Source organism: Methylobacterium sp. E-025 (assembly GCF_022829705.1).
Taxonomy (GTDB): Bacteria; Pseudomonadota; Alphaproteobacteria; order Rhizobiales; family Beijerinckiaceae; genus Methylobacterium.
Genome location: NZ_JAKSYR010000066.1, coordinates 1 through 25,574, shown reverse-complemented (window position 1 = coordinate 25,574; position 25,574 = coordinate 1). Strand labels below are relative to the sequence as shown.

Genomic DNA, 25,574 nt, shown 5'->3' with positions numbered 1-25,574 from the left:
GCAGCGTGATCCGGCGCGGCGGTCGCTCGTCAAGCCGGATCGGCGCCGATCGGCGGGCTTTGCTTGCGCGATCCGGGCCTCAGCCCCGTCGCCGCGCCGCCTGCGTCGCGATCCGCAGCAGGGCGGAGGAGGCGTGGGCGTGGGCCAGGACCGGATCGGAGCGGCGGCAGGCCAGGATCGCGTCCTGGAGGATCTGCACCGCCTGGCGCAGGGTGTTGGGGCTCCAGCGGGCGAGCTGCGTCTCGATGCTGCCCTTGCGCTTGAAGTGCAGGCCGCGCCAGCTCGCGACCATCAGGCTCGGCGCCTTGTCGCCGCCCTCGATCCGCACGGCGAGCAGCTGCAGCGCATGGCGCAGGCCGGAGCCCAGCATCGCCGAGGGGTCGAGGCCCTCGTGGCGGAAGCGGCGGATGTCGCGCTCCACCACGTCGCCTTGGCCCGCGAAGGCGGCGTCGATCAGGGTGTTGAGCTGGCTGCCGGCGACGTCGCTCACCACCGCCTCGACGTCGTCGAGCCCGACGGTTCCGGTGCCGGCCGCGTAGAGCGCGAGCTTCTCGATCTCGGCGAGGCTCGCCCGGCGGTCGCCGCCCAGGCTCTCGGCCAGCAGGGTGCGGGCGTCGCGGTCGATGCGCAGGCCGCGCGCCTCCAGCGTCCGGTCGATCAGGTCGGCGATCGCGCGGGCGTCGTCGGCGTAGCACGGGATCGCCAGCGCCTTGGCCGACTTCTCGCACAGCGTGCGCAGCGGCGCGGTCTTGGCCAGATCGCCGGCCTCGATCACGATGCGCGTGCCCTGGATCTCGCCCTTGAGCAGCGCCTCGACGGCGGGCGCTATCGGCCGGCTCGTCGGGCGCACCCAGATCGCGCGCTTGTCGCCGAACAGCCCGACGGTGCCGGCCTCGTCGACGAGCCGGCCGGAATCGCCGGCGAGCGCGTCGCCGTCGATCCGCACCAGGGCGAACGGGTCGCCCGGATCGGTGACGAAGCCCTCGGCGAGCTGCTTGGCGCGCTCGGCGACCAGCCCGGTATCGGGGCCGAACAGCAGGATCACCGGCATGCGCGGGTCCGGCCCGCGCCGCAGCAACCCCTCGATCTCGCCGGCCTTGACCGCGGTCACGCCCGGGCTCCCCGCCCGATCCTCAAGGCTTGGCCGAGAGCACCGAGGCGAGGCGGGTCTTGATCTGGTCGGCCAGCACCGAGGCGAGGCGGATCTCGGCGTCGCGGGCGGCGCGCAGGGATGCGAAGCGCTGCACCGAGCGGTCGTAGGTCGCGGTCGAGGTCGCCACGCCCTCGGTGACGATCTTGGTGCCGTCGAGGTTTTCGAGGCTGTACTTGACCACGCCGACGATGGTGCCGGCCTCGGCGCGGCCCGTGGTGGTCGAGACGATCGGCGTCTGCACCGACTCGCTGCCCTGCAGCTTCAGCCGGTAGCGCTTCGGCCCGGGCTGGCCGGAGCCGTCGAGGGCGAAGATCAACTCGCTGCGCAGGTAGTGCCCGATGCGCTCCTGGTCGCGCGCCATCGCGATGTCGTCGACCTGGATGCCGGCGAGCAGCGCGGGCAGCGACTCGCCGGACGCCGTCGGCCCGTAGAGCGGGCGGAAGCAGGCCGAGAGGTTGAGCGCGAGGCCTGCGACGCAGGCGAGACGGGCCGCCCGCGCCGCGGCGCGAGCCGTCGCGGTCCCGATCGTTGTGTCCGCCATCCGCCTCATCCGCCCGCCGCAATCCGTCTCGTCCAGGGTTCTTTAGCGCGAGCGAACGGCCCGGCGCCACGACCCTACGCGCGATCCCTTACGATTCGTCTGCGGCGGGAGTTGGGTCGCCGAGGTCGGCGACCGCGGGCCGCGGAGGCCGGACGCGTCGCGCCGCGGCGAAGCCGAAGACGTCGGCAGGAACGCTCCCCGGGGGGCGTCGACCGGCCGCTTCGGCGCCTGCGGGCGCGGCCGTCCCGCTGCGCGCGAGCCGCCATCGAGACCGCCTGCGGCGTCTCGAACCAGGATCGTGCCGGTCTCGGGCCGTGCCGGGCCGACGCAGGCGGTGCAGCCGCCGCCGGAGCGTTGACGCGCGCGGCGACGCGGACCGGGTGGCACGCGCGAAACCTGACGACGGGGGCGCGGCGCGCGCGGGCATGCTTCCCGGTCACGCACGCGCGATCGTCACGACGGCATCGTCGCAATCGCGTGCCGAGACGGGTACGGATCCGGGATTTCCCACGGATCGCGGCCCTCTAGAACTCGAGGCCGGGGCTTTTCAGGGCGTCGGCTTCGCGGCTGCAGAAGGCCTGATCCGGGGGCTTGCGCTCGCCCGCCAGCACCTTGGCGAGCTCGGCCCGCGCCCGGTCGAGATCGGCCCGGAAGGCGGCGTCGCCGACGAGCGCTGCGAAGATCACCGAGCCGTTGGTGCGCCCGGCGGCGACGTCGCTCAGCCAGTGCACGCCGCAGACCACGCGGCTCTCGCCGTAGGCCCGGCCGCGGGCGAGGATGGCGGTGGCCTTCTCGGGCACCAGCGCGGCCATAATCAGGGCGTAGGCCCAGCCCTGGGTGGCGTGGCCCGACGGATAGCTGAAGCTGTCGGCGAGCGCCTGGGTCCGCTGCACGCAGATCGGCGCCTCGTTGCCGACGAAGGGGCGCAGGCGCCGGTAATGCACCTTTGGACCGCGGGTGCCGGCGGCGATGTCGAGGCGCGCGCGCTCGAACAGGGTGATCACCGCCGGCACGCGGGCCTGGTCGATGCGGGTGCCGAGCACGCAGGCAAAGGTCTCGAGGATCGCGGCCGCGCCCTCGGCCACGTCGGTGGCGGCCATCTCCCAGCGCGGCGTGCCCTTCATCGCCCGCGTGGCGTTGAAGGCGGCGCGGTCGGCCGCCTCCAGGGTCGAGTGGCTCGCCGGCGGCGCCGGCAGGATCTGGACGGTGTCGGGCACGCCCGTGCCGGTCAGGTACGGCTTGTGCGCCGGCTTGTCCGGGCGGACCGGGTCGGCGGCGACGGAGGGCGCCGACGGCTCGGCCGTGGCCGGGGTCTCGGCATGCACGGCGGGAGCGAGGAGCGCGAGGAGCGCCAGGGCGATCGGGAAACGCGGCATCGGGTCCGTCCTCCGGGGCGGGCGAGCGTCAGACTTAACGCGTGGATCCTGAACGGCATACGACGGTCGTGCGACTTTTACGGACGGGGCGGGTTCGTAGGTCGACGGCGGCAAGAATCTCATATGAACTTATGCCTATATTTTTACCTTTCAGACTAAGTTCGATTCTTATAAACGAGGATTCAAATCTAAGATCTGATGTGAGCGACCGGCTCGCCCATGTGCGCTTAGCATCCTAATGTTCTGTTTGATCGCTCAAGGCCTGAGATTATCGCTGGCCACTGTTGTCAGTCGCGCCCGAGCGCTATGAATATCGCGCTCAAAACGGGGCAGCGGAAGCTTGCACGGCTCTTCATTGATTTGTTCCATAGGACTATCTAGACCCTCGGCTCAGAAACAGGATATGGTTTTTAGCAATGATTCGGCTCGAAAGTCTCGATTTGTTGTTGAAGGAGCTAAACGCGACAGATGAAACGGAGGAACTCGAAGCGAAAGAAATTTCAGGCAAAGAGATTGGACGCTCAGTCTATGAAACTATTTGCGCTCTGAGCAATGAGCCGGATCTCGAAGGTGGAACTATCCTACTAGGAATTCGAAAAGAAGAGGCCCTATTTCCATTATACGAAGTATCCGGAATCCGTGATCCAGACAAGATATCATCTGCTATTGCTTCTACTTGCGCGACAATATTCAATCAACCTATTAGAATTGATATCAGACCTGTCCAGATCAAGGGAAAAATTGTCCTCAAGATAGATGTTCCTGAGCTTCCTAAAACACAAAAGCCGGTCTATTTCGCCGCAACCGGATTACCAAAGGGTGCATATCGTCGGATCGGACCCGCTGATATCCGCTACACCGACGAAGACGTGGCCGCCTTTTACCAAGGGGGATCAACAGATCCTTTTGATGCGAGAATGGTTCGAGACGCGCAATGGTCAGATATCGATCCCGATGCAATCGCAATGTATCGTAAATCGAGAGCGGAGGCGAACCCTCTTGCTGAAGAGCTAAACTGGTCGGATGAGGATATACTCTACGCTCTCGGGGCAATAAGACGTGTAGATGGTGGAACGAAAATCACAAATACGGGCGTTTTAACCTTCGGGAAAAGTTCGAGTATCAGAAGAATTTTTCCTACCCACAGAGTTGATTACATCCGCGTGCCCGGAAAAACATGGGTCCGTGACCCCGAAGCTAAGTTTGACTCTGTCGACATGAGAGGTCCAATCCTTACTCTTGTCGGGAGAGTGATTGCCGCAATCTCAGATGATCTGCCGAAGTCTTTCCTAATCGATGAAAATAGAAGAGGTCAGCGAACTGAGACACCAGTTGTTCCGTTTCGCGTCATACGTGAAGCCGTCGTGAACGCTCTTATGCATAGAAGCTATCAATTTCATCAGCCCATTCAGGTAATAAGGTATGCTAACAGAATCGTAATTAAGAATTCCGGATATTCACTTAAGTCTCCTGATAGATTTGATGATCCTGGATCTTCAATCAGAAACCCAAACATAGCCGCTATTCTTCATGAGACCCAGTTTGCGGAAACTAAGGGTAGCGGTATAAGAATTATGCAAACCCAGATGAAACAGAGAGGGCTTGCTTCCCCGACCTTCGAGTCCAATAGAGATACCGATGAGTTCGCTGCAACCTTTCTATTTCATCACTTTCTTGATGCTCACGACCTGGACTGGCTGTCGAAATTTGCGCCCTTTGATTTGTCGGAAGATCAAATGAAAGCGTTGATTTTTGTGCGCGAGGTCGGAGCCATCGACAACGCGACATATAGAAGTCTCACCACTACCGATACATTAACAGCTAGTAAGAGTTTGAGAAACTTGCGAAAGCTTGAGGTCTTTATAGACCGGGGAAGTGGCGCAAAAACGCATTACGTTGCTGGTCCGGAAATGCTGGTTAGGGAGGCCGAGAGTCGCGTCCCCGGTCGTCCAACCGGCACCATCCATGATAAAGCAGCTACCATGGATGGCAGCATCCATGACAGCGCCATCCGCTTGGAAGACATGCCGATTCCCCTCCGGGTTATCGTGCGGAACGCTCAGCTTACTCGGCGTCTAACTCCTGAGGAGGGTAAACGCTTGATCGAGACGCTTTGCCAGTGGCGCCCCCTATCTCTACAACAATTATCACTTTTAATCGGTAAAACGCCAACGCATATTAGCCAAAATTATCTCTCGTCAATGATTGTGGATGGCATTTTGACTTACACCTATCCAGAAATGATCCAGCACCCACGACAAAAATATGTTTCCGTCAAGTCGGCGCCGCCTATAAAAAAGAAGCAGTAGATATCAAATATTAATTATATTATAATATGAAAGATCATTGTATAAAACATGGAGGAAAAGGTTATTATTGTAGAATACGTATCGCAAATAAGTTAAATTAGTGGTGGTTCGGGCCTGCTCTCTATCTGTTCCTTGTCAATTAAAATCAACGCGTGGCCTTATATCAGAACCCTGTCGGCGCCCGCAGGTGCCAGTCGGTCGCGCCCTGGAACGCCTGCCCGATGCGCAGGGCCAGCGCCTCGTCGTAGCCGCGGCCGACGATCTGCAGCGAGAGCGGCAGGCCGCCGCGCGAGACGCCGTTCGGCAGGCTGAGGCCGCACAGGTCGAGCAGGTTGGCGAAGCGCGTGAAGCGGGAGGGCAGGTGCAGCTCGTCGACCTCCGCCAGGGGCACGGCCGCGGTCTCGGTGGTGGGCGTCAGGATCGCGTCGATCCCGTCCCAGGCGCGCGCGAGGTCGCGCTTGAGCGCGTCGCGGCGCTCGAGCGTCGCGAGGTACTCCTGCGCCGACAGGGTGCGCCCGCCGAGGATGCGCGCGCGCACCGCGTCGCCGAGCGGCGCGGCCGCGTCCTCGGCGAGCGCGCCGTTGACGAAGTAGGCCTCGGCGTTGGTGATCCCGCTCATCGCCACGAGGTCGGCGAAGCGGAACGGCAGCGCCACGTCGACGATCTCCGCGCCGAGCCCGGACAGCACGTCGAGGGAGGCATCGTAGGCGGCCAGCATCTCGGCCGAGCAGCCGTCCCGCTCGGCCTCCGGCATCCGCGCGAGCCGCAGGCCGCACACGCCGCGGTTCAGGGTCGGGAACGGGTCGACGGGCAGGATGCCGCGGGTCGCCGGGTCGAGCGGATCGGGGCCGGAGATCGCCGCGTAGAGCAGCGCGGCGTCGGCGACGCTGCGGGCGAGCGGGCCGGGGGTGTCGAGGGTCGCGCTGAGCGGGACGATGCCGTGGGTCGAGACCCGGCCGACGGTGACCTTCAGCCCGGTCAGCCCGCAGAAGGCCGCGGGCAGGCGCACCGAGCCGCCGGTATCGGTGCCGATGCCCCAGGGCGCCATCCGCGCCGCCACCGCGACGCCGGTGCCGCTGCTCGATCCGCCGGGCGTGCGGGCGACCGCGAGGTCCCACGGGTTCCACGGGGTGCCGAGATGCGGGTTGGTGCCCCAGCCGCCATAGGCGAACTCCACCGTGTGGGTCTTTCCGAGCACGATCATCCCCTGCGCGATCAGGCGCCGGGCGATGGTGGCGGTGCGGGCGGCGCGCCGCGCCCGGTGAGCGGCCGAGCCGCCCATGGTGATGCGGCCCTCGAGGTCGATCAGGTCCTTCAGCGCGATCGGCACCCCGTGCAGCGGCCCGACCGCGTGGCCGGAGCGGATCGCCCGGTCCGCGCCCTCCGCCGCCAGCCGCGCATCGTCGGCGAACACCTCGGTGAAGGCCTGGAGCTTCGGCTCGCGGGCGGCGATGCGGTCGAGCATCGCCGCCACGGCCTCGACCGGCGACAGCGTTTTGCCGGCAATTCTGTTTGCGAGCTCGGTCGCGGAGAGGTCGGCGATGGCGTTCGTCGTGTCGGTCATCCGGAAGGACCCTTTATTGTCCGGTCGTCGTGGTCGGGGGCCATCCCGTCGTCCCGGGGCGCCGCTCACGCGGCCCCGGAACGACGGGGCGTCGAGCGTCGGACGCGGCTACGGCAGGCTCACCAGCGTCAGGTCGACGAACCAGCTCTGCGGCGAGACGAACCCTTTCACCCTCGGGCTCATGCCGCGGGGGTTGAGGTCGTGGACGACGTAGAGCCAGGGCGGGTCGTCGACGAGGCGCTCGTGCGCGGCCTTGGTGGCGGCCGAGATCTCGGCCGGGTCGCTCGATTCGGCGAGCGTTTTCAGGGCCTTGTCGAAGGTCGCGTCGGTCCAGTTCGGGAAGTTGAAGCCGTTGGGCGGAAACCGGTCGGCCGCGAAGTAGCGCACCATCACGCCCGCATCGGATGTGGGCGAGGAGACGTTGAGGGCGTTCGAGCCCTGCAGGCTGGCCGCGTCGGGCAGCGCCCGGCTCGAGTTCAGCAGGATCTGCCACTCGACGACGTTGAACGACACGTCGACGTCGCAGGCCTGCTTGAGGTTCTCCTGCAGGAACTCGTTCATCGGCATCGGCGACATCTGCCCCGAGCCGGAGGCCGAGATCATGATCTTCAGCGCGAGCGGGTTCCTGGCGGTGAAGCCGGCCTCGGCCAGCAGCGCCTTGCCCCGCTTCGGATCGAAGCCGTAGCGGTTCTTGGGGGTGCCGAAATCCGGGTTGCCGTCGTTGAACCAGCCGCTGGCGGCCTCCGCGGTGCCGTTGAGGAAGCTGACCACCGCCGCGCGGTCGACGCAGTAGTTCAGGGCCTGGCGCACGCGCACGTCCTTCACCGGGCTGTTGGTCGCGCCGATGTTGAAGATCCACGGCCAGACATGGGGGTAGGTGCCGGTGGTGACGGCGAAGCCCGCGGCCTTCAGCGACGGGATCGCGTCGGGCGCCGGCACCTCGATCCAGTCGACCTGGCCGGCCCGCAACGCGGCGATCCGGGCGTTGGCCTCGGGGATCGGCATCAGGCGGACCCGGTCGACCTTGGCGAGGCGGGACCTGTCCCAGTAGCCGTCGTTGCGGGCGAGATCCGCCGATTCCCGCGGCGTCACCTTGGTCAGCTTGAACGGCCCGGTGCCGGCGGCCGGCACCGCCTGCACCTTGGCCCAGTCGCGCCCGGCCTTCTCGAACGATTTCGGGGAGGTGAACAGCAGGTACACCGCCATGTAGGGGAAGTACGAGGCCACCTGCGTGGTGGTGATCTGCACCGTCCTGTCGTCGAGCTTCTTGTAGCTGCCCATGATCGGCACCCGGGCGCGGGAGATGCCGGCGCCCTGCGCCTCGAATTGCGGGCTGTCGTTCTTGAAGTAGCGGTCGAGGTTCCAGATCACCGCGTCGGCATCGAACGCTTCGCCGTCGTGGAAGCGCACGCCGTCGCGCAGGTGGAAGGTCCAGACCCGCTTGTCCTCGGCCGACTGCTCCCAGGCGGTGGCGAGCGCCGGCATCAGCCCGGCCGGCCGGTCGGTGCGGGTGAGGTCCCACTGCACCAGCCCCTCGAAGATCGGGTAGCCGAGGAAGCGCATGCCCTCGAAGCCGTTGTTGGGCATGCCGGTGGCGGTGGGAATGTCGGTCGCGGTCATCGCGATGCGCAGGACGCTCTCGGCGAGCGCCGGCGGCGCGGCCAGCGCGGTGGTGACGGCGAGGGCAGCCAGGGTACGGCCGAGCATCGTGCGGCTTCTCATGCGTGGGTCCGGGAAAGCCCCTGCGGGCGAGGGAGGAGGCCCCTGCGGGCGAGGGGGACAGTCCCTCCGGGCAAGACCTGCGCCAACGATCTTGGGTTGTGCCGCAGGACAATGGCGTCTTGGGCGTTGCGCCCGGGCCTTGCGCCGCCCTATCCCGCGGCACCACGATGGCGCCTTCGGAGGTTTCGCTCCCGGCGGGGCCTGCGGTTCCGGACCGCCAGATGAGGGACGAGCGCGTTGGCAGAGACGATGAACGGCGCCGAGAGCCTGGTCCGCACCCTGGTCGCGGGCGGCGTCGAGGTGTGCTTCACCAATCCCGGCACCTCCGAGATGCATTTCGTGGCGGCGCTCGACCGGGTCGAGGGCATGGCCTGCGTGCTGTTCCTGTTCGAGGGCGGCGCGACGGGGGCCGCCGACGGCTACGCCCGCATGGCCGACAAGCCGGCCTCGACCCTGCTCCATCTCGGCCCCGGCCTCGCCAACGGCCTGGCCAACCTCCACAACGCGCGCCGCGCCCGCTCGCCGATCGTCAACATCGTCGGCGAGCACGCCACCTACCACCGCATCCACGACGCGCCGCTGACCTCGGACATCGCCGGCTTCGCCCGGCCGGTCTCGGCCTGGCTGCGCATGGGCACCACCGCCGAGGCCATCGCCGCGGACGGCGCCGACGCGATCGCCGCGGCGCGGACCGCCCCGGGGCGGATCGCGACCCTGATCCTGCCCGCCGACACCGCCTGGAACCCGGGCACCGGCATCGCGCCCGTCCCCGCGATCCCCGAGCGCGCGCGGGCGGGCGCGGATGCGCTGGGGCGCGCCGTCGCGGCCCTGGCCTCGGGCGAGCCGGCGGTGCTGCACCTGTCCGACCGGGCGGTGCGCGGCGAGGGCCGCCGCATCGCCGCCCGCATCGCGCGGAAGACCGGCGCCAAGCTGCTGGCCATGGCCGCCAACGCCCGGATCGACCGCGGCGCCGGCACGGTGCCGATCGAGCGCCTGCCCTACCCGATCGACGCCGCGATCGAGACCCTGGCGCCCTTCCGCCACGTCATCCTCGTCGGCGCGACGCCGCCGGTCGGGTTCTTCGCCTATCCCGGCAAGCCGAGCGTGCTCAGCGCGCCGGACGCCGAGACGATCGTGCTGGCGACGCCGGAGGAGGACCAGATCGAGGCGCTGGAGCGGCTGGCCGAGGCCGTCGGCGCGCCGGCGGACGAGTCGTCGGCCGCCGGCCCGCGCCCGGAGCTGCCGACCGCCGGCGCGCTCGCCGACGCCGCCATCGGCCGGGTGCTCGGCGCGCTGATCCCCGAGGGCGCGATCGTCTGCGACGAGTCGATCACCACCGGCCGCAACTTCTTCGGGCAGACCCATGCGGCCGCGCCCCACAGCTGGCTCCAGCTCGGCGGCGGCGCGATCGGCCTCGGCATCCCGATGGCGACGGGCGCCGCCATCGCCTGCCCCAGCCGCAAGGTGATCGCGCTGCAGGCCGACGGCAGCGCGCTCTACACCGCCCAGGCGCTGTGGACCCAGGCGCGCGAGCGCCTCGACGTGGTGACGCTGATCTGGTCGAACCGCTCCTACGCCATCCTGCGCCACGAGCTCGCCAACGTCGGCGCCGCCAATCCCGGCCCGAAGGCGATCGGCATGCTGACGCTGGACGACCCGGCGATCGACTGGGTCAGCCTCGCCAAGGGCTTCGGCGTCGAGGCGCGCCGCGTGGAGAATTTGGCCGACTTCATCGACGTGTTCCGCGGGGCGCTGGCCCGGCGCGGGCCGTTCCTGATCGAGGTGGCTCTGTGAGGACCGGACAGACAGCCGCCGCGTCCGTTTCGTCTCCTTCAGCCGGCGTGCCGATGCCCGAAAGGCCCTCCCTTCCCCTCTCCCCGCACGCGGGGAGAGGCCCGCAGGCACCTCGTCGCGCCTGTGGCAAGCGGCGGCGAAGCCGAAGCGGCGGTGAGGGGGCGCGGACGGACGAGACTCCTTCGTCGAGACCCCCTCACCGTCGGCTGCCGCCTCGCCGCGACGACGACGAGGTCGTCGCGGCCCTCTCCCCGCAGGCGGGGCGAGGGGATGCGCGCGGATCTCGGCGTGATGCCTTGCCGTCGACGTCCCGGCTTGCGGCATCAGGGCAGGGGACGCGGGCGTGACCACCTTCACCCTCCCGGGCCTGTCCGCGCCCGCCGAAATCCGCGTCGACCGCCACGGCGTGCCGCATCTCCGCGCCGCGTCGCAGGACGACGTCTTTCGCGTGCAGGGGTTCAACGCCGCCCGCGACCGGCTGTGGCAGCTCGACCTGTGGCGCAAGCGCGGCCTCGGGCTGCTCGCCGCCGATTTCGGGCCGGGCTACCTCGCGCAGGACCGGGCGGCGCGGCTGTTCCTGTACCGCGGCGACATGGAGGCCGAGTGGGCGGCCTACGGGCATCCGCTCACTCGGAACATCGTCGAGGCCTTCGTCGCCGGGCTGAACGCCTACGTCGCCCTGACCCTCGAGCGTCCCGACCTGCTGCCGCCGGAATTCGCCGCCCTCGGGACGCGCCCGGCGGCGTGGGCGCCCGAAGACGTGGTCCGCATCCGCAGCCATGCGCTGGTGCGCAACGTGGCCTCCGAGGTCGCCCGCGCGCAGGTGCTGGCGCGCGCCGACGCCGAGACCGACGCCCTGCGCAAGGGCCTCAGCCCGCCGCACGCGACGATGCCGCTCGGCGATCTCGAGCCGGCGCACTGGCCGGACGACCTGCTCGACGTGGTCCGCCTCGCCACCGCGCCGGTCGGGTTCGATCCGGCGCGGCTCGCCGCCACCCGCGACGCGGCCTGGGCCTGGACCCGGGTCGACGCGCAGGGAAACGTCGGCCGCCAGCGGGTTGCGGAAAACCCCGAGCCGGCCGGCGACGGCTCGAACGCCTGGGCGGTCGCGCCGTCGCGCAGCGCCACCGGGCGGCCGATCCTGGCGAGCGACCCGCACCGCGCCTACGCCCTGCCGGCGCTGCGCTACGTCGTCCACCTCACCGCGCCCGGGCTCGACGTGATCGGCGCCGGCGAGCCGGCGCTCCCCGGCATCAGCATCGGCCACAACGGCAAGGCCGCCTTCGGCCTGACCATCGCCCCCTTCGACCAGGAGGACCTGTTCGTCCTCGACGTCGACCCCGGCGACCCGGATCGGTTCCGGTTCGACGGCGGCTGGGCGCCGATCGAGCGGGTGCACGAGCGCATCCCCGTCCGCGGCGAGGCCGACGAGCCGGTCACGCTCGGCTTCACCCGCCACGGCCCGGTGATCTGCGAGGACCGCGCCACCGCCAAGGCCTTCGCCGTCCGCACGGTGTGGTCCGAGCCCGGCGCCGGCGCCTATCTCGGCAGCCTGGCCTATCTCGACGCCGCGACGCCGGAGGCCTTCGGCGCGGCGCTGCGGCACTGGTCGGCGCCCTCCGTCAACCAGGTCTACGCCGACGTGACCGGGCGGGTCGCGTGGTTCACGGCGGGCAAGGCGCCGATCCGCCCGAACTGGGACGGCCTGCTACCGGTGCCGGGCGACGGCCGATACGCCTGGGCCGGGTTCCACGACGGGGGAGACCTGCCGAGCCGGATCGATCCGGGCGCCGGCTTCGTCTACTCGGCCAACGAGATGAACCTGCCGGAGGAGTACCCGGCTGAGGCGCGAAAGCTCGGCTTCGAGTGGCACGAGCCGTGGCGCGCCCGGCGCATCCGCACGGTGCTGGCGCACCAGCCGCAGCACGCGCCGGCCGATTCGCAGCGGCTCCAGGGCGACGACGTCTCCGAGCCGGCGCTGCGGCTGGCGCACCTCGCCGCGACGCTGGCCGCGCCCGCCGACGCGGAGGCCCGCCGGGCGATCGCCCTGCTCGAGACCTTCGACGGGCACCTGCACGAGGGCTCGGCCTCGGCCGCGCTGGTGGAGGTGTTCTGGGTGCACCACCTGCGCCCGGCCCTGCTGCACGCCCTCGTGCCCGATCCGGAGACCCGGCGCCTGCTGCCGCCGGGCGACCTGCAGGCCCTGCTCGACCGCCTGGAGACGCCGCGCCCGCCGCTCGACCGCGCCGCTCGCGACGCGCTGGTCGAACGCACCCTGGCGGCGGCCTGGCGGGACTGCGCGGCCCGCCTCGGCCCCGATCCCCCGGCCTGGGCCTGGGGCCGCCTGCATCACGCGCTGTTCGCGCACCCGCTCGGCCCGCGCGACTTCACCGGCCACGATGTCGGCCCCCTGCCGATGCCGGGGGCGGGGCCTTGCGTGATACACGCCGAGTACGACCCCGCGACGTTCCGGATGACGCACGGCGCCTCGTTCCGGATGGTGCTCGACGTCGGCGACTGGGATGCCGGCGTCTTCGTCAACGCCCCGGGCCAATCCGGCCACCCGGCGAGCCCGCACTACGCCGACCATGCCGAGCCCTGGGCCCGGCGCGCCTACCGTCCGCTGCTGTACTCCCGCGCGGCGGTCGACGCCGCGACGGAGACGGTGATCACGCTGGTGCCGGGCGGCGACGGCGCCTGACGGGATCGCTCTGGACGAAGGCCCCGCCTTCGACCGAGCGGACGCCGACCTCGTTCCCGGGCCTCGAACGAAGACAGGCCCCCCACCGTCCCTCCCCCCTCTGCGGGGGAGGGAAGAGGCTCCGCACGTTCCGTCATCCCGCAGCGGGTCGCGATCGCGCCGGCGCCCAGCGGCGCAGGGCGAGGTGGGTCGGGAGGAACAGCAGGGTCGGCAGGCCGACGATCAGGCCCGCGAGCCAGGCCCAGGCCGGAACCCAGGTCTGCGCCGCCCGGTCGCTCATGCCCCAGACGTAGTTGATGTTGACCGGGGTCAGGCCCGGCTCCGGCGTCGGCGGCGGCATCAGGAAGAAGCACGCCAGCAGGGTGACGATCGCGAGCGCGGTCCAGGTCGGCAGGGCGCGGCAATCGTAGCCGAGGCGGCCGACCAGGTAGATCAGCAGGAACGGCAGCCAGCCGTGGAAGCCCGACAGGCCGCGCAGGAACGGCGCGGTGCTCCGATCGAACATGTAGGCGGTCATCCCGGTGATCGGGCGGCCGAGGGCGGTGCCGAGGAAGTCGAGCACCCACAGCAGTTGCGGCGCGACGAGGCCGACCGCGCACATCGCGACGAGCAGCGGGCTTTCCAGCCAGATCCCGACCAGGGTCAGCAGCAGCGACTGGTCGCAGAAGTACAGGAAGTTCGTCGGGCCGTAAGAGGACAGGTAGGTGGGGACCAGGACCGCGACGAAGGCGGTGTAGGCGAGCTTGACGGGCATCGGGATGCGCCCGCGCGAAGCGGGGGCGAGCGCCGGGAATTCGGGCATCGGATCGTCTCGGCTGGCGAAGGGACGGGGAAATTCGGGTCCGGCGAGGCCCGGCCGGGATTTCGGCAGGGCCCCGCGAGGGGGCGTCGGTCCTGTCTCGGGTCGGACCTTGCCCGGATCGGACCCTGCGCGGATCAGTCCTTGCCGACCGACATCAGCAGGCGCTCGGTCTTGGCGTCCTCGATGCGGTTCACCATGCGGCGGCCCTCATGCACGTCGCGCACCGTCTTGGTCGCGGTGATGCAGGACTGGACCAGCATCACCACGCCCATGGCGAGGTAGCCCTTGATCCAGATGTCCACCGGCAGGAACAGGATCCCGCAGGCCACCATCGCGGCCGAGCCGAGGAAGGCGGCGTAGGTGAAGGTGACCCAGGCGCCGGAATGCTGGGTGGTCTCGTTGTTCATGACACGCTCCTGATGTGGGACGGGAAAGGGATGGGATGCTCGGTGGGTCAGGCGGCCGGGGCGAGCCCGGCCTTGCGGCGCAGGCGCTCCAGCACGTCGCCGCCGGTCGGGCGGGTGCGCGGGCCGAAGCCCTCGCGCGCCAGGCGCTCGGCGATGTCGGCGCCGTCGGCCTCGGCAAGCGCCGCCTCGGTGTCGGTCGCCTCGGCCTGGAGCGCGCGCAGGCGCGCCAGGGTCGCCTCGGCCTCGCGCAGGGTGGCCGTGTCGCCGCGGCCGGTCTGGGCCGAGAGCCGCCGCACGGCTTCCGTCGCGCCGGCGACCCGCCGGCCGCGTTCCAGCTCCGCCTGCCGGCGGGTGGCGTCGGCGACCGTGGCGCGGATGCGGGCGACCTCGGCGGCGAACCGCGTGCGGGCCTCGTCGATCGCCCGGCGCTCGGCCTCGAGCTCGGCGATCGCGTCCGCCGCCTCCGCCGCGAGGTCGTCGCGCCCGGCGGCGAGCGCCGCGACGGCGCGGCCTTCGAGGTCGGCCGCCCGGGCGTCGATCTCGGCGCCGCGGCGGGCCTCGGCCTGGTCGCCGGCGATCGCCACGGCCAGCGCCCGACGGCTGCGCTCCAGCGCGGCGCGGGTCTCGCGGATCTGCTGGTCGAGGATCAGCAGGGCGTTGCGGTCGTGGAGGTCTTCGGTGGCCCGGGCGACTTTCCCCCGGGCGAGGAGGTTGAGCAACTTGAGCATGGTGGGGCTCCCGCTTTATGAACATCGTTCACAACCGGAACCTCCCACGAACATGAACAGCGTTCAAGTGCGCGATTGCACGTCGTGCAAAATAGGGCCGCGAGGCGGCGCATGACCGGGCTGGCCGACGGCGGCAAGCCGACGAAGGCGGAGGCACGCCGGGAAGCGCTTCGCGCCGCGCTCGTTGCCGCGGCGGAGCGCCGGATCGCGGCGGACGGGCTCGGCGCCCTGCGCGCCCGCGACCTCGCCGCGGATGCCGGCTGCGCGCTCGGCGCGATCTACACCGCGTTCCCGGATCTCGACGCGCTGATCCTCGCGGTGAACCTGCGCACGCTCGGCCTGTTCGAGGCGGCGCTCGGGCCGGAGGCCGACGGGTTCGACGCGGCGGGCGCGGCCGACGAGCTCGTCCGGCTGGGCCAGGCCTATCTCGCCTTCGCGCAAGGCCACGCCAGGCGCTGGCGCGCCCTGTTCCAGCACCAGCTCGCCGACGGGCGGCGCCCGCCGGACGGGTACGTCGCCGAGCAGGCCCGCCTGTTCCGCCGGATCGAGGCGCCGTTGCAGGCGCTGCGCCCGGACCTCCCGGCCCTCGAGCGTGTCCTGCTCGCCCGCAGCCTGTTCTCGGCGACGCACGGCATCGTCATGCTCGGCCTCGACGCGCGCCTGATGGTGCTGCCGGTCGCGGTGGTGCGGGACCAGCTCGATCTGCTGATCCGCGCCATGGCGACGGGATTGGCGAACGCGGACGGGGCGGGCGCCGCGTGACGCGCTCGGCCGCGCCGACGCTGCGAACCGACGCTCAGGGCGCCTCGGCCTTCGCGATGGCGCGGACCGCCCTCAGCGCGTCCGCCCGGCTCGCGTCGCTCGCAAGCCCGCTCCACAGGCCGAGAAGCTCCCGCAACCCGGCCAGATCGCTCGGCGTGGCGGCCTCGCCGAACAGCGACGCGACCGTGCCCCCGAGCGCTTCGGCGAGACGGCGAAGACTGTCGTTCCCCTCCCCGACATCGTCGCGACCGGGGGTCTTTCCGCGATCCGGGCCGGGCTCAACACACATCGACGGTCGCCTCTTAAATAGCCATGCGACCGCACGCGTCCTCGTATTCTGCATTCAGAACGCTTTTACGGCAATACGCAACCTCTGGTCGTAAGGCGGCGTTGTCGGCTTAAGTCTGAGTTGGCAGATGAGAACATCGCTTTGAAGACAGCATGATGGCGACAGACGAAAGGTTCTCCGCCGGGGCCATGGTCGACGCTTGCCTGCGGCTCTACGAAATCGTCCGCGAGGTCGGAACACCCGAGATGGTCATGACGTGCCGTCTGCTGCTCTATCAAGCCGGATTGCAGATCGCGGACGAGGTCAAGGCCGAGAAGGACGGCGCAAGACGCGACGAACATTGACGGCGTGGGAAAGGCCGGGGCCCGTGCCCGCGATGCGCCCGGCCCGACGGACCTGTCTCGAGGCTCGATCGGTCTTGCTTCAGTCGGTCCTGCCTCAGTCGGTCCTGCCTCAGTCGGTCTTGCCGTCGAGGCCGAGCCAGTGGCGGCCGTCGCGGGCCAGGAGGTCGTCGGCGGCCTTCGGGCCGGGGGTGCCGGCCGCGTAGTCCTCCACCGGGGCGGTCTTCCAGGCCTGCAGCAGCGGCTCGACCGCGGCCCAGCCGGCCTCGATGTTGTCGGCGCGCTGGAACAGCGTCGCGTCGCCGGTCATGCAATCGTAGAGCAGGGTCTCGTAGCCGACGTTGGGCTGGTTCTGGAAGAAGTCGGCGTACTTGAACCCCATCGTCACCCGGCCGATCTGCATCTGCGGCCCGGGCACCTTGACGTTCAGCTCGGTCCCGGCGCCGTGGTCGGGGTCGATGGTGATCCGCATCACGTTGGGGCTGAGCTCGGCCACCGGCGTGTCGGAGAACAGCTGAAACGGCGCCGGCTTGAACAGGATCGCGATCTCGGTGCGGCGCCCGGTCATGCGCTTGCCGGTGCGGACGTAGAACGGCACCCCGGCCCAGCGCCAGTTGTCGATCTCGAGCTTCAGGGCGACGTAGGTCTCGGTGGTCGAATCCTCGGCCACGTGCGGCTCTTCCCGGTAGCCGACGACCGGCTTCCCTTCGAGCGTGCCGGCCGTGTACTGGCCGCGCACGGCGTGGTCGGGCTGGATCGGCTTCACGGCCTGCGCGAGCTTGGCCTTCTCGCCGCGCACGTCCTCGGCCTTGAACGAGTTCGGCGGCTCCATCGCCACCATGCAGAGCAGCTGGAACATGTGGTTGGGCACCATGTCCCGCAACGCGCCGGTGGGCTCGTAGAACCCGCCGCGCTCCTCGACGCCCACGGTCTCGCCGGCGGTGATCTGGATGCTGTCGACGTATTCGCGCCGCCAGACCGGCTCCAGCATGCCGTTGGCGAAGCGCAGAGCCATGATCGACTGCACCGTCTCCTTCCCCAGGAAGTGGTCGATCCGGTAGAACTGGCTCTCGTCGCCCTGCTTCAGGATCCGCGCGTTGAGCGCCTGCGCCGAGGCGAGGTCGGAGCCGAACGGCTTCTCGATCACCACCCGGCGGAAGGCGTCGTCCGCCTGCTTCAGCAGCCCGGCCTGGCCCAGCCCGTCGACCAGGGTGCCGAAGAAGCGCGGCGCCACCGCGAGGTAGAACACCACATTGCCCGAGACCTTGCCCTTCAGGGCCTCGAAGGTCTTGGCATCCTCGAAGTCGCCCTTGAGGAAGTGGATGCGGTCGCGGATGAAGCCCCAGCTCTTCGGGTCGATCCGGTCGGCGTGGAACTCGGAGCCGGGGTCCTTGCTCAGGGTCTCCATCGAGGTGGTGAGCTCGGTGCGCAGGCCCTCGTCGCTGCCGTCGTTGTGGTCGACGCCGAGGATGGCGAAGCCGGGATCGAGCAGGCCGGCGCCGGCGAGGTTGTAGAGCGAAGGCATCAGCAGGCGCTTGGTCAGGTCGCCGGCGGCGCCGAAGATCACCAGCGTGCAGGGCGGCGCCGGCTTGGTGCCGCAGGCGGCCTCGTCCTTGAGGGGCGCGTCATGGCTCGATTCGGGCATCGGCGTCGTCCGGTTCTGCGACGCGATGGTGCGTCGCGGCATTCGATCGCACGTCAACCGGCGACCGCCACGGCCGTTCCCGGCGTGACGCGATCGTGTGAGGGCGGGAAGGGCCGGCTCCTCACCCCCTCCGGCGCAGCACCACGCCCGGCAGCGGGCAGGCGGCGGGGGCGACGGTGAGCACCGCCGCGCCCGGGCACAGGGCGCGGCAGCCCTGCGCCGCCTCGATCTGGTCCCGGCCGCAGGCCGTCGCGGTGCAGAACCGCCCGAGATCCTCGCAGGTCGCGCGGAAGCGGCCGGCGTCCGGCCGCTCGCGCAGGTCGGCGGCGGCGGCCGGGGCCGCGAGGGCGAGGAGCACCGGAAGAACGAGCCTGATCACGGGTCCACCCCATCGCCTCGCGCGGCCGCGCCTGCGCGAGGCGCCGACGTAGCATGGCGGCGCCTCGCGCCCTATGGCATGCACGCGACAGGCGACAAGAGGACCTCGGCGGACACCGTGCTCGACATCCAAGGCCTCTCCAAGACCTATGCCGACGGCACGCAGGCGCTCGCGGGCATCGACCTGTCGGTGGCGGCAGGCGAGATCGTCGCGCTGATCGGCGGCTCGGGCTGCGGCAAGACCACCCTGCTCCGGCTGATCGCCGGCCTCGACCGCGGCAGCGCCGGCACGATCACGCTCGACGGCGAGGCCATCGCCGCGCCGCATCCCGGCGTGGGCCTGGTGTTCCAGGAGCCGCGCCTGCTGCCCTGGCTCACGGTGGCCGACAATGTCGGCTTCGGCCTCGACGGCGTCCGCAGGCCCGAGCGCCGCGCCCGGGTCGCCCACGCGCTGGAGCGGGTCGGGCTGTCCGAGCACGCCGCGCGCTGGCCGCGCGACCTGTCGGGCGGGCAGCAGCAGCGGGTCTCGATCGCCCGCGCCTTCGTGGCGCGCCCGCGGGTGCTGCTCCTCGACGAGCCGTTCTCGGCGCTCGACGCCTTCACTCGCAAGGACCTGCACGGGCACCTGCTCGCGCTCTGGGCCGAGACCCGCCCGACGATCCTCATCGTCACCCACGACGTCGGCGAGGCGGTGGCGCTCGCCGACCGCGCCGTGGTGATGCGGCCGAAGCCCGGCCGCCTCGACGAGACGGTGCGGCTCGGCATCGCCCGCCCGCGCGATCCCGCCTCGCCGCAGAGCGAGGCCTCGACCCGCGCGATCCTGGCGGCCCTGGACCGCTCGCTGCGCCCGGCCGAGGCCCAGGCCGCCGCGGCGCCCGCCGGGAACTGGTGGTAGCGGGCGGCGCCGGTTGAGCCGCGGTGCGGTTCCCGCTAACGGCGACCGATCAAGACCCACGATGGAGGAGACGACGATGGACGCCACCACGCTTCGCGCGCTTCAGGCCCCGCTGAAGGACCAGTACCGCAACACCCCCGACGACGCGGTGATCACCCTGCGGGCCAAGGGCTCGCTCGACGACACCGCGATCGCCTGCAAGGTCGAGACCGGCCGCGCGCTGGCGGTGGCCGGCCTGCACCCGGCGACCGGCGGCTCGGGCGCCGAGCTGTGCTCGGGCGACATGCTGCTCGAGGCGCTGGTCGCCTGCGCCGGCGTGACGCTGAAGGCGGTGGCCACCGCCCTCGAGATCCCGCTGCGCGCCGGCACGGTGAGCGCGGAGGGCGACCTCGACTTCCGCGGGACGCTCGGCGTCGACAAGGCGGCGCCGGTGGGCTTCCGCGCGATCCGGCTCGCCTTCGCCCTCGACACCGATGCGCCCCAGGACAAGCTCGACCAGCTGCTCAAGCTGACCGAGCGCTACTGCGTCGTGTTCCAGACCCTCAACCACAAGCCGGAGCTCGCCGTCACCGCCGCCCGCAGCTGAGGGGAGCGCCGACGAAAAAGGGCGGCGGAGCCGAGGCTCCGCCGCCCGTTCGTCCGATCCTGCGATCGGAGTGCGGCTTACCGGGCCAGGCTGCCGGTCCGCGACAGGGCGCGGCCGGTGTGCACCGGGGCCTCGTCGCCGAGGCGCGGGCCGATCGAGCCGGTGGTCAGGGCATCGCCCTCGCGGGCGGAGTCGACCCAGGCCGGCATGCCGAAGAAGCTGCGCGAGTCGGTGCGGTCGACGCGGGGGGCGTCGAAGCCCTGCGAACCGAAGCCCTGGGCGAAGGCGGAGGCCGGGGCGGCGAGCGCGAGGACGAAGGCGAGGGAGGCGAGACGCTTGGTCATGGTCAATTCCTTGTCGTGATGGACGACCCGGTCTCGCGTCGCTGCGCGCACCCCGTGGCCGTCACTGCCATGACCGGGAGATGGTGCGCTGCAGAACGGTTTCACGTGCGCTTTCGCACGTGCGAGAAAGTAAAATTATAGTTCTATTTCAATGAGATCGTAGAACTATTCCACCGCGTGCGCCGCCAGGGATATCCCGGTGCCGTTGCTCGACAGTCCATTCGAAGCCCCGCGCGCTCCCTCCCCCGCACCCCGTGTGCCCAAGTCGGACCTGCCCGACTTGGGCACACGGGGTGCGGATCTCGGGCAAGCCCAAGTTCCGTCGGGGGAGGGAAGGGGCGCGTCGCACTTACGCCGATGGAAAAAGCGCCTCACCCGGCCGAGACGAGCCAGCACCCGGCCGCGAGCCGCACGGCGCCGTCGTCCGCATGGGGCAGCAGCGCCTCGGCGACGGCGGCGAGGGCCGCCCGGCGCAGGGGCGGCTCGGCGTCGCGCAGCAGGCGCGAGACCGGGCCGAGCTCGACCGCGACGGCGGCGGCCGCCTCCGCGGCGGCGCGGGCCGAGCCGTCCGCGGCGCGCCCGAGCACGAGGTCGCGCACCACCGGCGCGACCGAGACGGCGCCGAAGCCGGCCTCCGCCAGCAGGCGGCGCAGGGCGTCCGCGTCGGCGAAGCGGAACGGCCCGGGGCCGGCGAAGTCCGGCGGCCCCGCATCGGGCACCAGCGGCAGCACGGCCGCGCGGGGCACGGTGACCCACGGGTTGTCGGCCATCGCCTGCCAGCACAGGAAGGTCAGGCGCCCGTGCGGCGCCAGCGCCCGGCGGAGGTTGGCGAAGGCCGCGCGCGAATCCGAGAAGAACATCACGCCGAAGCGCGAGATCGCCCGCGCGAAGGGCGGCCCCGCGAACGCCTGCGTCTCGGCGTCGGCGACGATCCAGTCGATCGGCGCGGCGCCGGCCGGCACCGGCCGCGCCCGCGCCACCGCGAGCAGCGGCTCCGACAGGTCGGCGGCGACGACCCGGCCGGCCGCGCCCACCGCCTCGGCCGCGCTCAGCGCCGTCGCGCCGGAGCCGCAGCCGACGTCGAGCACCCCGTCGCCCGGCCGCAGGTCGGCGGCGGCGAGCAGCGCCTCGGTCAGCGGCGCGAACACCGCGTCGAGCACGCCCTGGCTGCGCGCCCAGCGCTGGCCGACCGCGCCGTTCCAGTATTCGGCCTGGGTCATCGTCGCTGTCATGGCCTGCTCCGTCGCTCGGCGATCCGGGCGGCATCTTGCATGCCGGGCGGCCGCCGTCAGCGGGGCGCGGCGACGCCGGCGCGTTTCGCCGGTTTCAGGCCGCGGCCATCCGCGCCCCCGCCTGCGACGCCAGCAGGTCCGCCACGGCCTCGGCCGACATCGGCCGGCCGAGATGGTAGCCCTGGAACAGCGTGCAGCCGAACGCCTGCAGCGTGGCGAGGTCGTCGGCGGTCTCGACGCCCTCGGCGACCACCTCGATGTCGAGCCAGCGCCCGAGCGCGAGCACGGCCTGGACCAGCCCGCACTTGTCGTCCGAGCCGGTCAGCCCGGTGACGAAGCTGCGGTCGATCTTGATGCGGTGGGCCTGGAGCTGGCGCAGGGAGGCGAGGGAGGAGTAGCCGATCCCGAAATCGTCCAGCGTCACGCGGATGCCGGCCTCGGCCAGCGCCGTGAGCTTGGCCTGCACCGCGCCGATGTCGAGGGCGGTCTCCTCGGTGATCTCGATCTCCAGCATCCGCGGCGGCAGGCCGAGGGCGGCGAGACGGCCGAGCACGATCTCGTCGACGGCGATCTGCGCCATCTCGCGGGGCGAGACGTTGAGCGCGACCTGGACCGTCTCCAGCCCGTGCCGGCACAGGGTCGCTACCATCGCGCAGGCCTGCTCGAGGATGGCGCGCAGCAGCGACTCGGTAAGGCCGGCCGTCGCCGCCGCCGCGACGACGTCGGCCGGCGGGATCCAGCCGTGGCGCGGGTGGTTCCAGCGCACCAGCGCCTCCAGGCTCACCAGCGTGCGCCCGTCCCGCCCGAAGATCGGCTGGAAGCACACCGTCACCACGCCCTCGGCGAGCGCCTGCGACAGGTCGCGCTCGCTGTCGCGCCGCGTTTCCATCCGGTCGCGCAGGCATTCGTCGAACAGGCGGGCGCGGTTCCGGCCGGCGCCCTTGGCCGCGTAGAGCGCCTCGTCGGCGCAGCTCAGGCGATGCGTCAGGCTGCCGGCGTCGCCCTGGTGGATGCCGATGCTGATGCCGAGCCGGCCGGCGTCGAGGGATTCGAACGGCTCGGCGACCGCGCCGATCAGGCGGGCGGCGAGCACGTCCTGCGCGATCCCCGCCGGCGCCGGCGCGTAGAGCACGGCGAACTCGTCGCCGCCGAGCCGGGCGGCGAGGCTGCCCGGCGGCAGGGCGGCGGCCATCCTTCGCGCCACCTCGGCCAGGACCCGGTCGCCCATGGTGTGGCCGTGGACGTCGTTGACGGATTTGAAGCCGTCGAGGTCGAGCAGCATCAGGCAATGCGCGACGGGCTCGACCGCCGCGTCGTCGCGCAAGGCTGCCTCACCGCGCAAGGCTCCATCACCGCGCAAGGCTGCCTCACCGCGCAAGGCTCCATCACCGCGCAAGGCTGCCTCACCGCGCAAGGCGGCGTCGGCATCCTGCTGGAAGCCGGCGCGGTTCAGGAGGCCGGTGAGGTCGTCGTGGGTCGCCCGCCGCGCCATCTCGAGGGCGAGCGCGCTGGCGCTGGCATGGGCCTCCATGCGCGACTGCGCGAGGGCGCTGGCCTCGTTCTTCAGCCGGCTCGCCTCGCGAAAACCCGCCTCGCACAGGAACGCACCGCGAATCATCGCGGCGAGGTAGAGCAGCACCGTCGCGGCGAGGCAGATCCGGTCGAAGCCGCCGGCCACGAGCAGGCATCCGGCGAACGAGAGCAGCGGCGGGGTGAAGAAGCCGATCGGCATGCGGGCGAAGGCGGTGCCGTAGGTGACCGCGCCGGCGGTCGTGCCGCAGGTCAACGTCAGGTAGAACACCGTCTGCGCCGCGGTGCAGCCGGCGCACAGCGCCGGAAGGAACGCCCAGACCAGGCCCGACAGCCAGGCCGCCATCCAGACCAGGCGCAGGTGCCGGTCGACCGAGCGGGCGGCGGCCTCCGCCGACAGCGCCGTCCGCGGCGACAGCGCGGCGCAGGGCACGCGGCACAGGGCGAGGCGCAGCAGGTTGGCCGCCGTCGAGGCCGCGAACCAGGTCGCGCCGACGGCGCCCTGCCCGGCATGGATCGCCACGATCATGCCGACCAGGCCGAGGGCCATGTTGATCGGGATGGCGGTCGACATGCTCAGGCGCAGGGCCGCGAGCTGATCCCGCCGGATCAGGCGGTCGAGGTCCGACGGGCTCGGTACCGAACGGGGCCGGTCGTTCAAGGGGTCAGGCACGTCGCATCCAACCTGCAGGCGTTTCTTCGACTGACGCCGGAGCGGTGAAGGATCGCTTAAGCACGCGGGCCGCCGAGCGCCGGACGGCGCGCGTGCGACATCAGCGCCGGGGGCCGCCGCCCGGCCCGCCCGGCCCGCCGAACCCGCCGGGGCCGGCCCCCGGCCCGCCGAAGCCGCCGGGACCGCCCGGGCCGCCGAGCCCGCCCGGGCCGCCGAGCCCGCCCGCGCCACCGAACCCGCCGGGGCCGCCGTGCCCGCCGCCGAACCCGTTCGGGGCCGTGCGGGTGTCGATGCCGAACCCGCCGCCCGGTCCGTTGCCGCCCGGTCCGTTGCCGCCTGGGGCGCTGCCGCCGAGCCCGCCGCCCGCAGATCCGCCGCCCGGTCCACCGCCCCCCGGCCCGCCGCCGCCGGACCCACGGCCGCCGCGCTCGAAGCGTCCGTCCGGGCCGCCTCCGGGCAGGCCGCGGCCGTCGATCCGGTCCGGCGCGCGCTCGAACAGCGGGTTGCGGCCCGGCGCGGTGCCGCGTTCGTCGAGGCGCAGGGCCTCGACGGTGAGGCGCCCGTCGGCGGCCGGCCGCGTCGTCAGCACGGCGCGGACGCTGCCGCGGCGCGGGATCGCCGCACCGGCCGGCCCGGCGACGTCGAGGCCGGAGCCGAGATTCATCCGGCCGCCGCTGCGGCCGATATAGGCCTCCACCGAGACCCGGCTCAGCCCCGGCGGGAACGGCAGCGCCTCGCTCGCGCGGGCCACCTTGAGCACGCCGCCCGCCGCCTCGCCGGCGACCGCGGCGCGCCGGCCGGCGGGCAGCGCGTCGGCGCCCTCCAGCCGCAGGCGCCCGATCACCGGGCGGCCGTCGCGGTCGTGCCGGACCGGGCCCGCGACGCGGGCGGGGCCCTCGGCCCGGGGCTCGATCAGGCTGGCGACGACGACGCCGTCCGGCCGGCGCAGGCCCGACACCGCGACCCGGTCGCCGACCGCCCAGCGCCCGGCGACGCCGGCCGTGGCGACGCTCTGACCGAGGACGACGAGGGCGCCCTCGGCCACCCTCTCCACCGGCCCGACCACCTCGCTCGTCACGTCGATCCGCCGGGTCGCGAGGCCGCCCGCCTCGGCATGGGCGACGACGTGGACCACGTGGCCGATCCGCATGTCGGCGGCGCGCGCCGCAACCCCGTCGATGCGCACGCTCACGTCCTCGGGATAGGCGATGCGCAGGTCGTTGACGACGATCGAGCCGAAGCGGCGGATCGTGCCGATCACCCCCGTGCCGCCGATGCCGCGGTCGCCGTCCCCCGGCGTGTCCGTCGGCCGCGCCCCGGTGCCGCCGATGCCCTGGTCGCGCGGCGCCTCCTGCGGCAGCGCGCGCCCCGGAACCAGGGCGGCGCCGGCGAGCAGGCGCAGGACGAGGCGGCGGGTCGGAGCGCTCATGCGCGCGGTCCCGGGGCGTCTGAATGCGAAGGGCCTCGCAGGCCAACCTCCCCCGCAGAGGGGGGAGGAAGGGCGCCTCGTCCGAGCCGGTCGCTCGACGACCGAACACCGCCCCGATCCGCGCGCGATCGTGCGACCGACAGGGTTCCGACCGACAGGTTCACGCCCCGGCCTCCGGCGTGGCCGGCAACGCCTCCTCGGCAGGGGGGACGCCCGCGCGCGGCGGCACGGCTTCGGCGTAGACGTAGAGGCCGAAGTTCCAGCGGTGGGGGCCGCCGGGATCGGTGGCGCAGGCGGCGTGGGCCTCGCGGTTGGCCTGGGTCAGCGCCTCCATCGCGATCTCCTTGGCGCGCGCCTCCAGCCGCCGCGCCAG

The 25,574-nt window shown here is 71.3% G+C and carries 22 protein-coding genes and 1 pseudogene; 7 read left to right on the top strand and 16 right to left on the bottom strand.

The window, feature by feature from the left end; genetic code table 11:
- Positions 1-79 precede the first annotated feature (79 nt).
- The 3 genes from holA to MKK64_RS06885 all read right to left on the bottom strand — a co-directional run bounded on the left by holA (position 80) and on the right by MKK64_RS06885 (position 3,070).
- Entirely contained in the window at positions 80-1,111 is a 1,032-nt protein-coding gene (gene holA, locus MKK64_RS06895; protein WP_243932921.1) for a DNA polymerase III subunit delta, read from the bottom strand.
- 22 nt (positions 1,112-1,133) lie between these two features.
- The gene (lptE, locus tag MKK64_RS06890) at positions 1,134-1,694 is read right to left on the bottom strand and encodes an LPS assembly lipoprotein LptE (RefSeq protein WP_147728217.1); all 561 of its coding nucleotides are present in this window, start codon (positions 1,692-1,694) and stop codon (positions 1,134-1,136) included.
- Positions 1,695-2,218: 524 nt separating this feature from the next.
- The gene (locus MKK64_RS06885; protein ID WP_147729549.1) at positions 2,219-3,070 is read right to left on the bottom strand and encodes an acid phosphatase; all 852 of its coding nucleotides are present in this window, start codon (positions 3,068-3,070) and stop codon (positions 2,219-2,221) included.
- Between the two features lie 416 nt (positions 3,071-3,486).
- On the opposite strand from MKK64_RS06885, the gene MKK64_RS06880 reads away from it, so the two are divergent.
- Positions 3,487-5,379: an ATP-binding protein gene (locus tag MKK64_RS06880; RefSeq protein WP_243932906.1), complete on the top strand. Its 1,893-nt coding sequence runs from the start codon at positions 3,487-3,489 to the stop codon at positions 5,377-5,379.
- A gap of 163 nt (positions 5,380-5,542) precedes the next feature.
- Here MKK64_RS06880 and MKK64_RS06875 read toward each other — a convergent pair whose 3' ends face one another.
- The gene (locus tag MKK64_RS06875) at positions 5,543-6,943 is read right to left on the bottom strand and encodes an amidase (protein ID WP_243932898.1); all 1,401 of its coding nucleotides are present in this window, start codon (positions 6,941-6,943) and stop codon (positions 5,543-5,545) included.
- A 108-nt stretch (positions 6,944-7,051) separates the two neighbouring features.
- Positions 7,052-8,665 (bottom strand): ABC transporter substrate-binding protein, encoded by a 1,614-nt coding sequence (locus MKK64_RS06870; RefSeq protein ID WP_243932894.1) that lies wholly within the window; start codon positions 8,663-8,665, stop codon positions 7,052-7,054.
- Between the two features lie 249 nt (positions 8,666-8,914).
- Between MKK64_RS06870 and MKK64_RS06865 the strand changes: the two genes are divergently transcribed.
- Both MKK64_RS06865 and MKK64_RS06860 read left to right on the top strand, forming a co-directional pair.
- Positions 8,915-10,459, top strand: a complete 1,545-nt coding sequence (locus MKK64_RS06865) for an acetolactate synthase large subunit (protein ID WP_243933091.1) — start codon at positions 8,915-8,917, stop codon at positions 10,457-10,459.
- 343 nt (positions 10,460-10,802) lie between these two features.
- The gene (locus MKK64_RS06860; protein ID WP_243932892.1) at positions 10,803-13,160 is read left to right on the top strand and encodes a penicillin acylase family protein; all 2,358 of its coding nucleotides are present in this window, start codon (positions 10,803-10,805) and stop codon (positions 13,158-13,160) included.
- A gap of 133 nt (positions 13,161-13,293) precedes the next feature.
- On the opposite strand, the gene MKK64_RS06855 is transcribed toward MKK64_RS06860, so the two are convergent.
- From MKK64_RS06855 to MKK64_RS06845, 3 genes are all read right to left on the bottom strand, one after another.
- The gene (locus tag MKK64_RS06855) at positions 13,294-13,962 is read right to left on the bottom strand and encodes a hypothetical protein (protein ID WP_243932885.1); all 669 of its coding nucleotides are present in this window, start codon (positions 13,960-13,962) and stop codon (positions 13,294-13,296) included.
- Positions 13,963-14,096: 134 nt separating this feature from the next.
- Positions 14,097-14,369 carry a YiaA/YiaB family inner membrane protein gene (locus tag MKK64_RS06850; protein WP_147729665.1) on the bottom strand — a complete coding sequence of 91 codons (273 nt, stop codon included), beginning with the start codon at positions 14,367-14,369 and terminating at the stop codon, positions 14,097-14,099.
- 47 nt (positions 14,370-14,416) lie between these two features.
- Positions 14,417-15,097: a PspA/IM30 family protein gene (locus MKK64_RS06845; RefSeq protein WP_243932883.1), complete on the bottom strand. Its 681-nt coding sequence runs from the start codon at positions 15,095-15,097 to the stop codon at positions 14,417-14,419.
- Positions 15,098-15,208: 111 nt separating this feature from the next.
- Between MKK64_RS06845 and MKK64_RS06840 the strand changes: the two genes are divergently transcribed.
- Positions 15,209-15,859 (top strand): TetR-like C-terminal domain-containing protein, encoded by a 651-nt coding sequence (locus MKK64_RS06840; RefSeq protein ID WP_243932847.1) that lies wholly within the window; start codon positions 15,209-15,211, stop codon positions 15,857-15,859.
- Positions 15,860-15,893: 34 nt separating this feature from the next.
- Here the strand turns inward: MKK64_RS06840 and MKK64_RS06835 are convergent, their stop codons facing one another.
- The gene (locus tag MKK64_RS06835; RefSeq protein WP_147844120.1) at positions 15,894-16,148 is read right to left on the bottom strand and encodes a hypothetical protein; all 255 of its coding nucleotides are present in this window, start codon (positions 16,146-16,148) and stop codon (positions 15,894-15,896) included.
- A gap of 152 nt (positions 16,149-16,300) precedes the next feature.
- Between MKK64_RS06835 and MKK64_RS06830 the strand changes: the two genes are divergently transcribed.
- Positions 16,301-16,492, top strand: a complete 192-nt coding sequence (locus tag MKK64_RS06830) for a hypothetical protein (RefSeq protein ID WP_147729394.1) — start codon at positions 16,301-16,303, stop codon at positions 16,490-16,492.
- A 109-nt stretch (positions 16,493-16,601) separates the two neighbouring features.
- Here the strand turns inward: MKK64_RS06830 and zwf are convergent, their stop codons facing one another.
- The gene (gene zwf, locus MKK64_RS06825; RefSeq protein WP_147729397.1) at positions 16,602-18,134 is read right to left on the bottom strand and encodes a glucose-6-phosphate dehydrogenase; all 1,533 of its coding nucleotides are present in this window, start codon (positions 18,132-18,134) and stop codon (positions 16,602-16,604) included.
- Positions 18,135-18,255: 121 nt separating this feature from the next.
- Positions 18,256-18,513, bottom strand: a complete 258-nt coding sequence (locus MKK64_RS06820) for a hypothetical protein (RefSeq protein WP_147860352.1) — start codon at positions 18,511-18,513, stop codon at positions 18,256-18,258.
- 117 nt (positions 18,514-18,630) lie between these two features.
- Here MKK64_RS06820 and MKK64_RS06815 point away from each other — a divergent pair, with 117 nt between their 5' ends.
- Positions 18,631-19,407: an ABC transporter ATP-binding protein gene (locus MKK64_RS06815; RefSeq protein WP_147844123.1), complete on the top strand. Its 777-nt coding sequence runs from the start codon at positions 18,631-18,633 to the stop codon at positions 19,405-19,407.
- Between the two features lie 76 nt (positions 19,408-19,483).
- Positions 19,484-19,993 (top strand): OsmC family protein, encoded by a 510-nt coding sequence (locus tag MKK64_RS06810; protein WP_147729800.1) that lies wholly within the window; start codon positions 19,484-19,486, stop codon positions 19,991-19,993.
- A gap of 77 nt (positions 19,994-20,070) precedes the next feature.
- Here the strand turns inward: MKK64_RS06810 and MKK64_RS06805 are convergent, their stop codons facing one another.
- The 5 genes and pseudogenes from MKK64_RS06805 to MKK64_RS06785 form a co-directional block, all read right to left on the bottom strand.
- A complete protein-coding gene (locus MKK64_RS06805; protein ID WP_243932845.1) occupies positions 20,071-20,337 on the bottom strand; it encodes a hypothetical protein in 267 nt (88 codons plus the stop codon).
- A 371-nt stretch (positions 20,338-20,708) separates the two neighbouring features.
- Complete coding sequence (locus tag MKK64_RS06800) at positions 20,709-21,569, bottom strand: class I SAM-dependent methyltransferase (RefSeq protein ID WP_243932843.1); 861 nt, start codon at positions 21,567-21,569, stop codon at positions 20,709-20,711.
- 94 nt (positions 21,570-21,663) lie between these two features.
- Positions 21,664-23,760: a putative bifunctional diguanylate cyclase/phosphodiesterase gene (locus MKK64_RS06795; protein WP_409567917.1), complete on the bottom strand. Its 2,097-nt coding sequence runs from the start codon at positions 23,758-23,760 to the stop codon at positions 21,664-21,666.
- A 112-nt stretch (positions 23,761-23,872) separates the two neighbouring features.
- Positions 23,873-25,201, bottom strand: coding sequence for a DUF5666 domain-containing protein (locus MKK64_RS06790; RefSeq protein ID WP_243932842.1), 1,329 nt, complete (start codon positions 25,199-25,201; stop codon positions 23,873-23,875).
- 160 nt (positions 25,202-25,361) lie between these two features.
- A pseudogene (locus MKK64_RS06785) lies at positions 25,362-25,574 on the bottom strand (hypothetical protein); the annotation flags it as partial.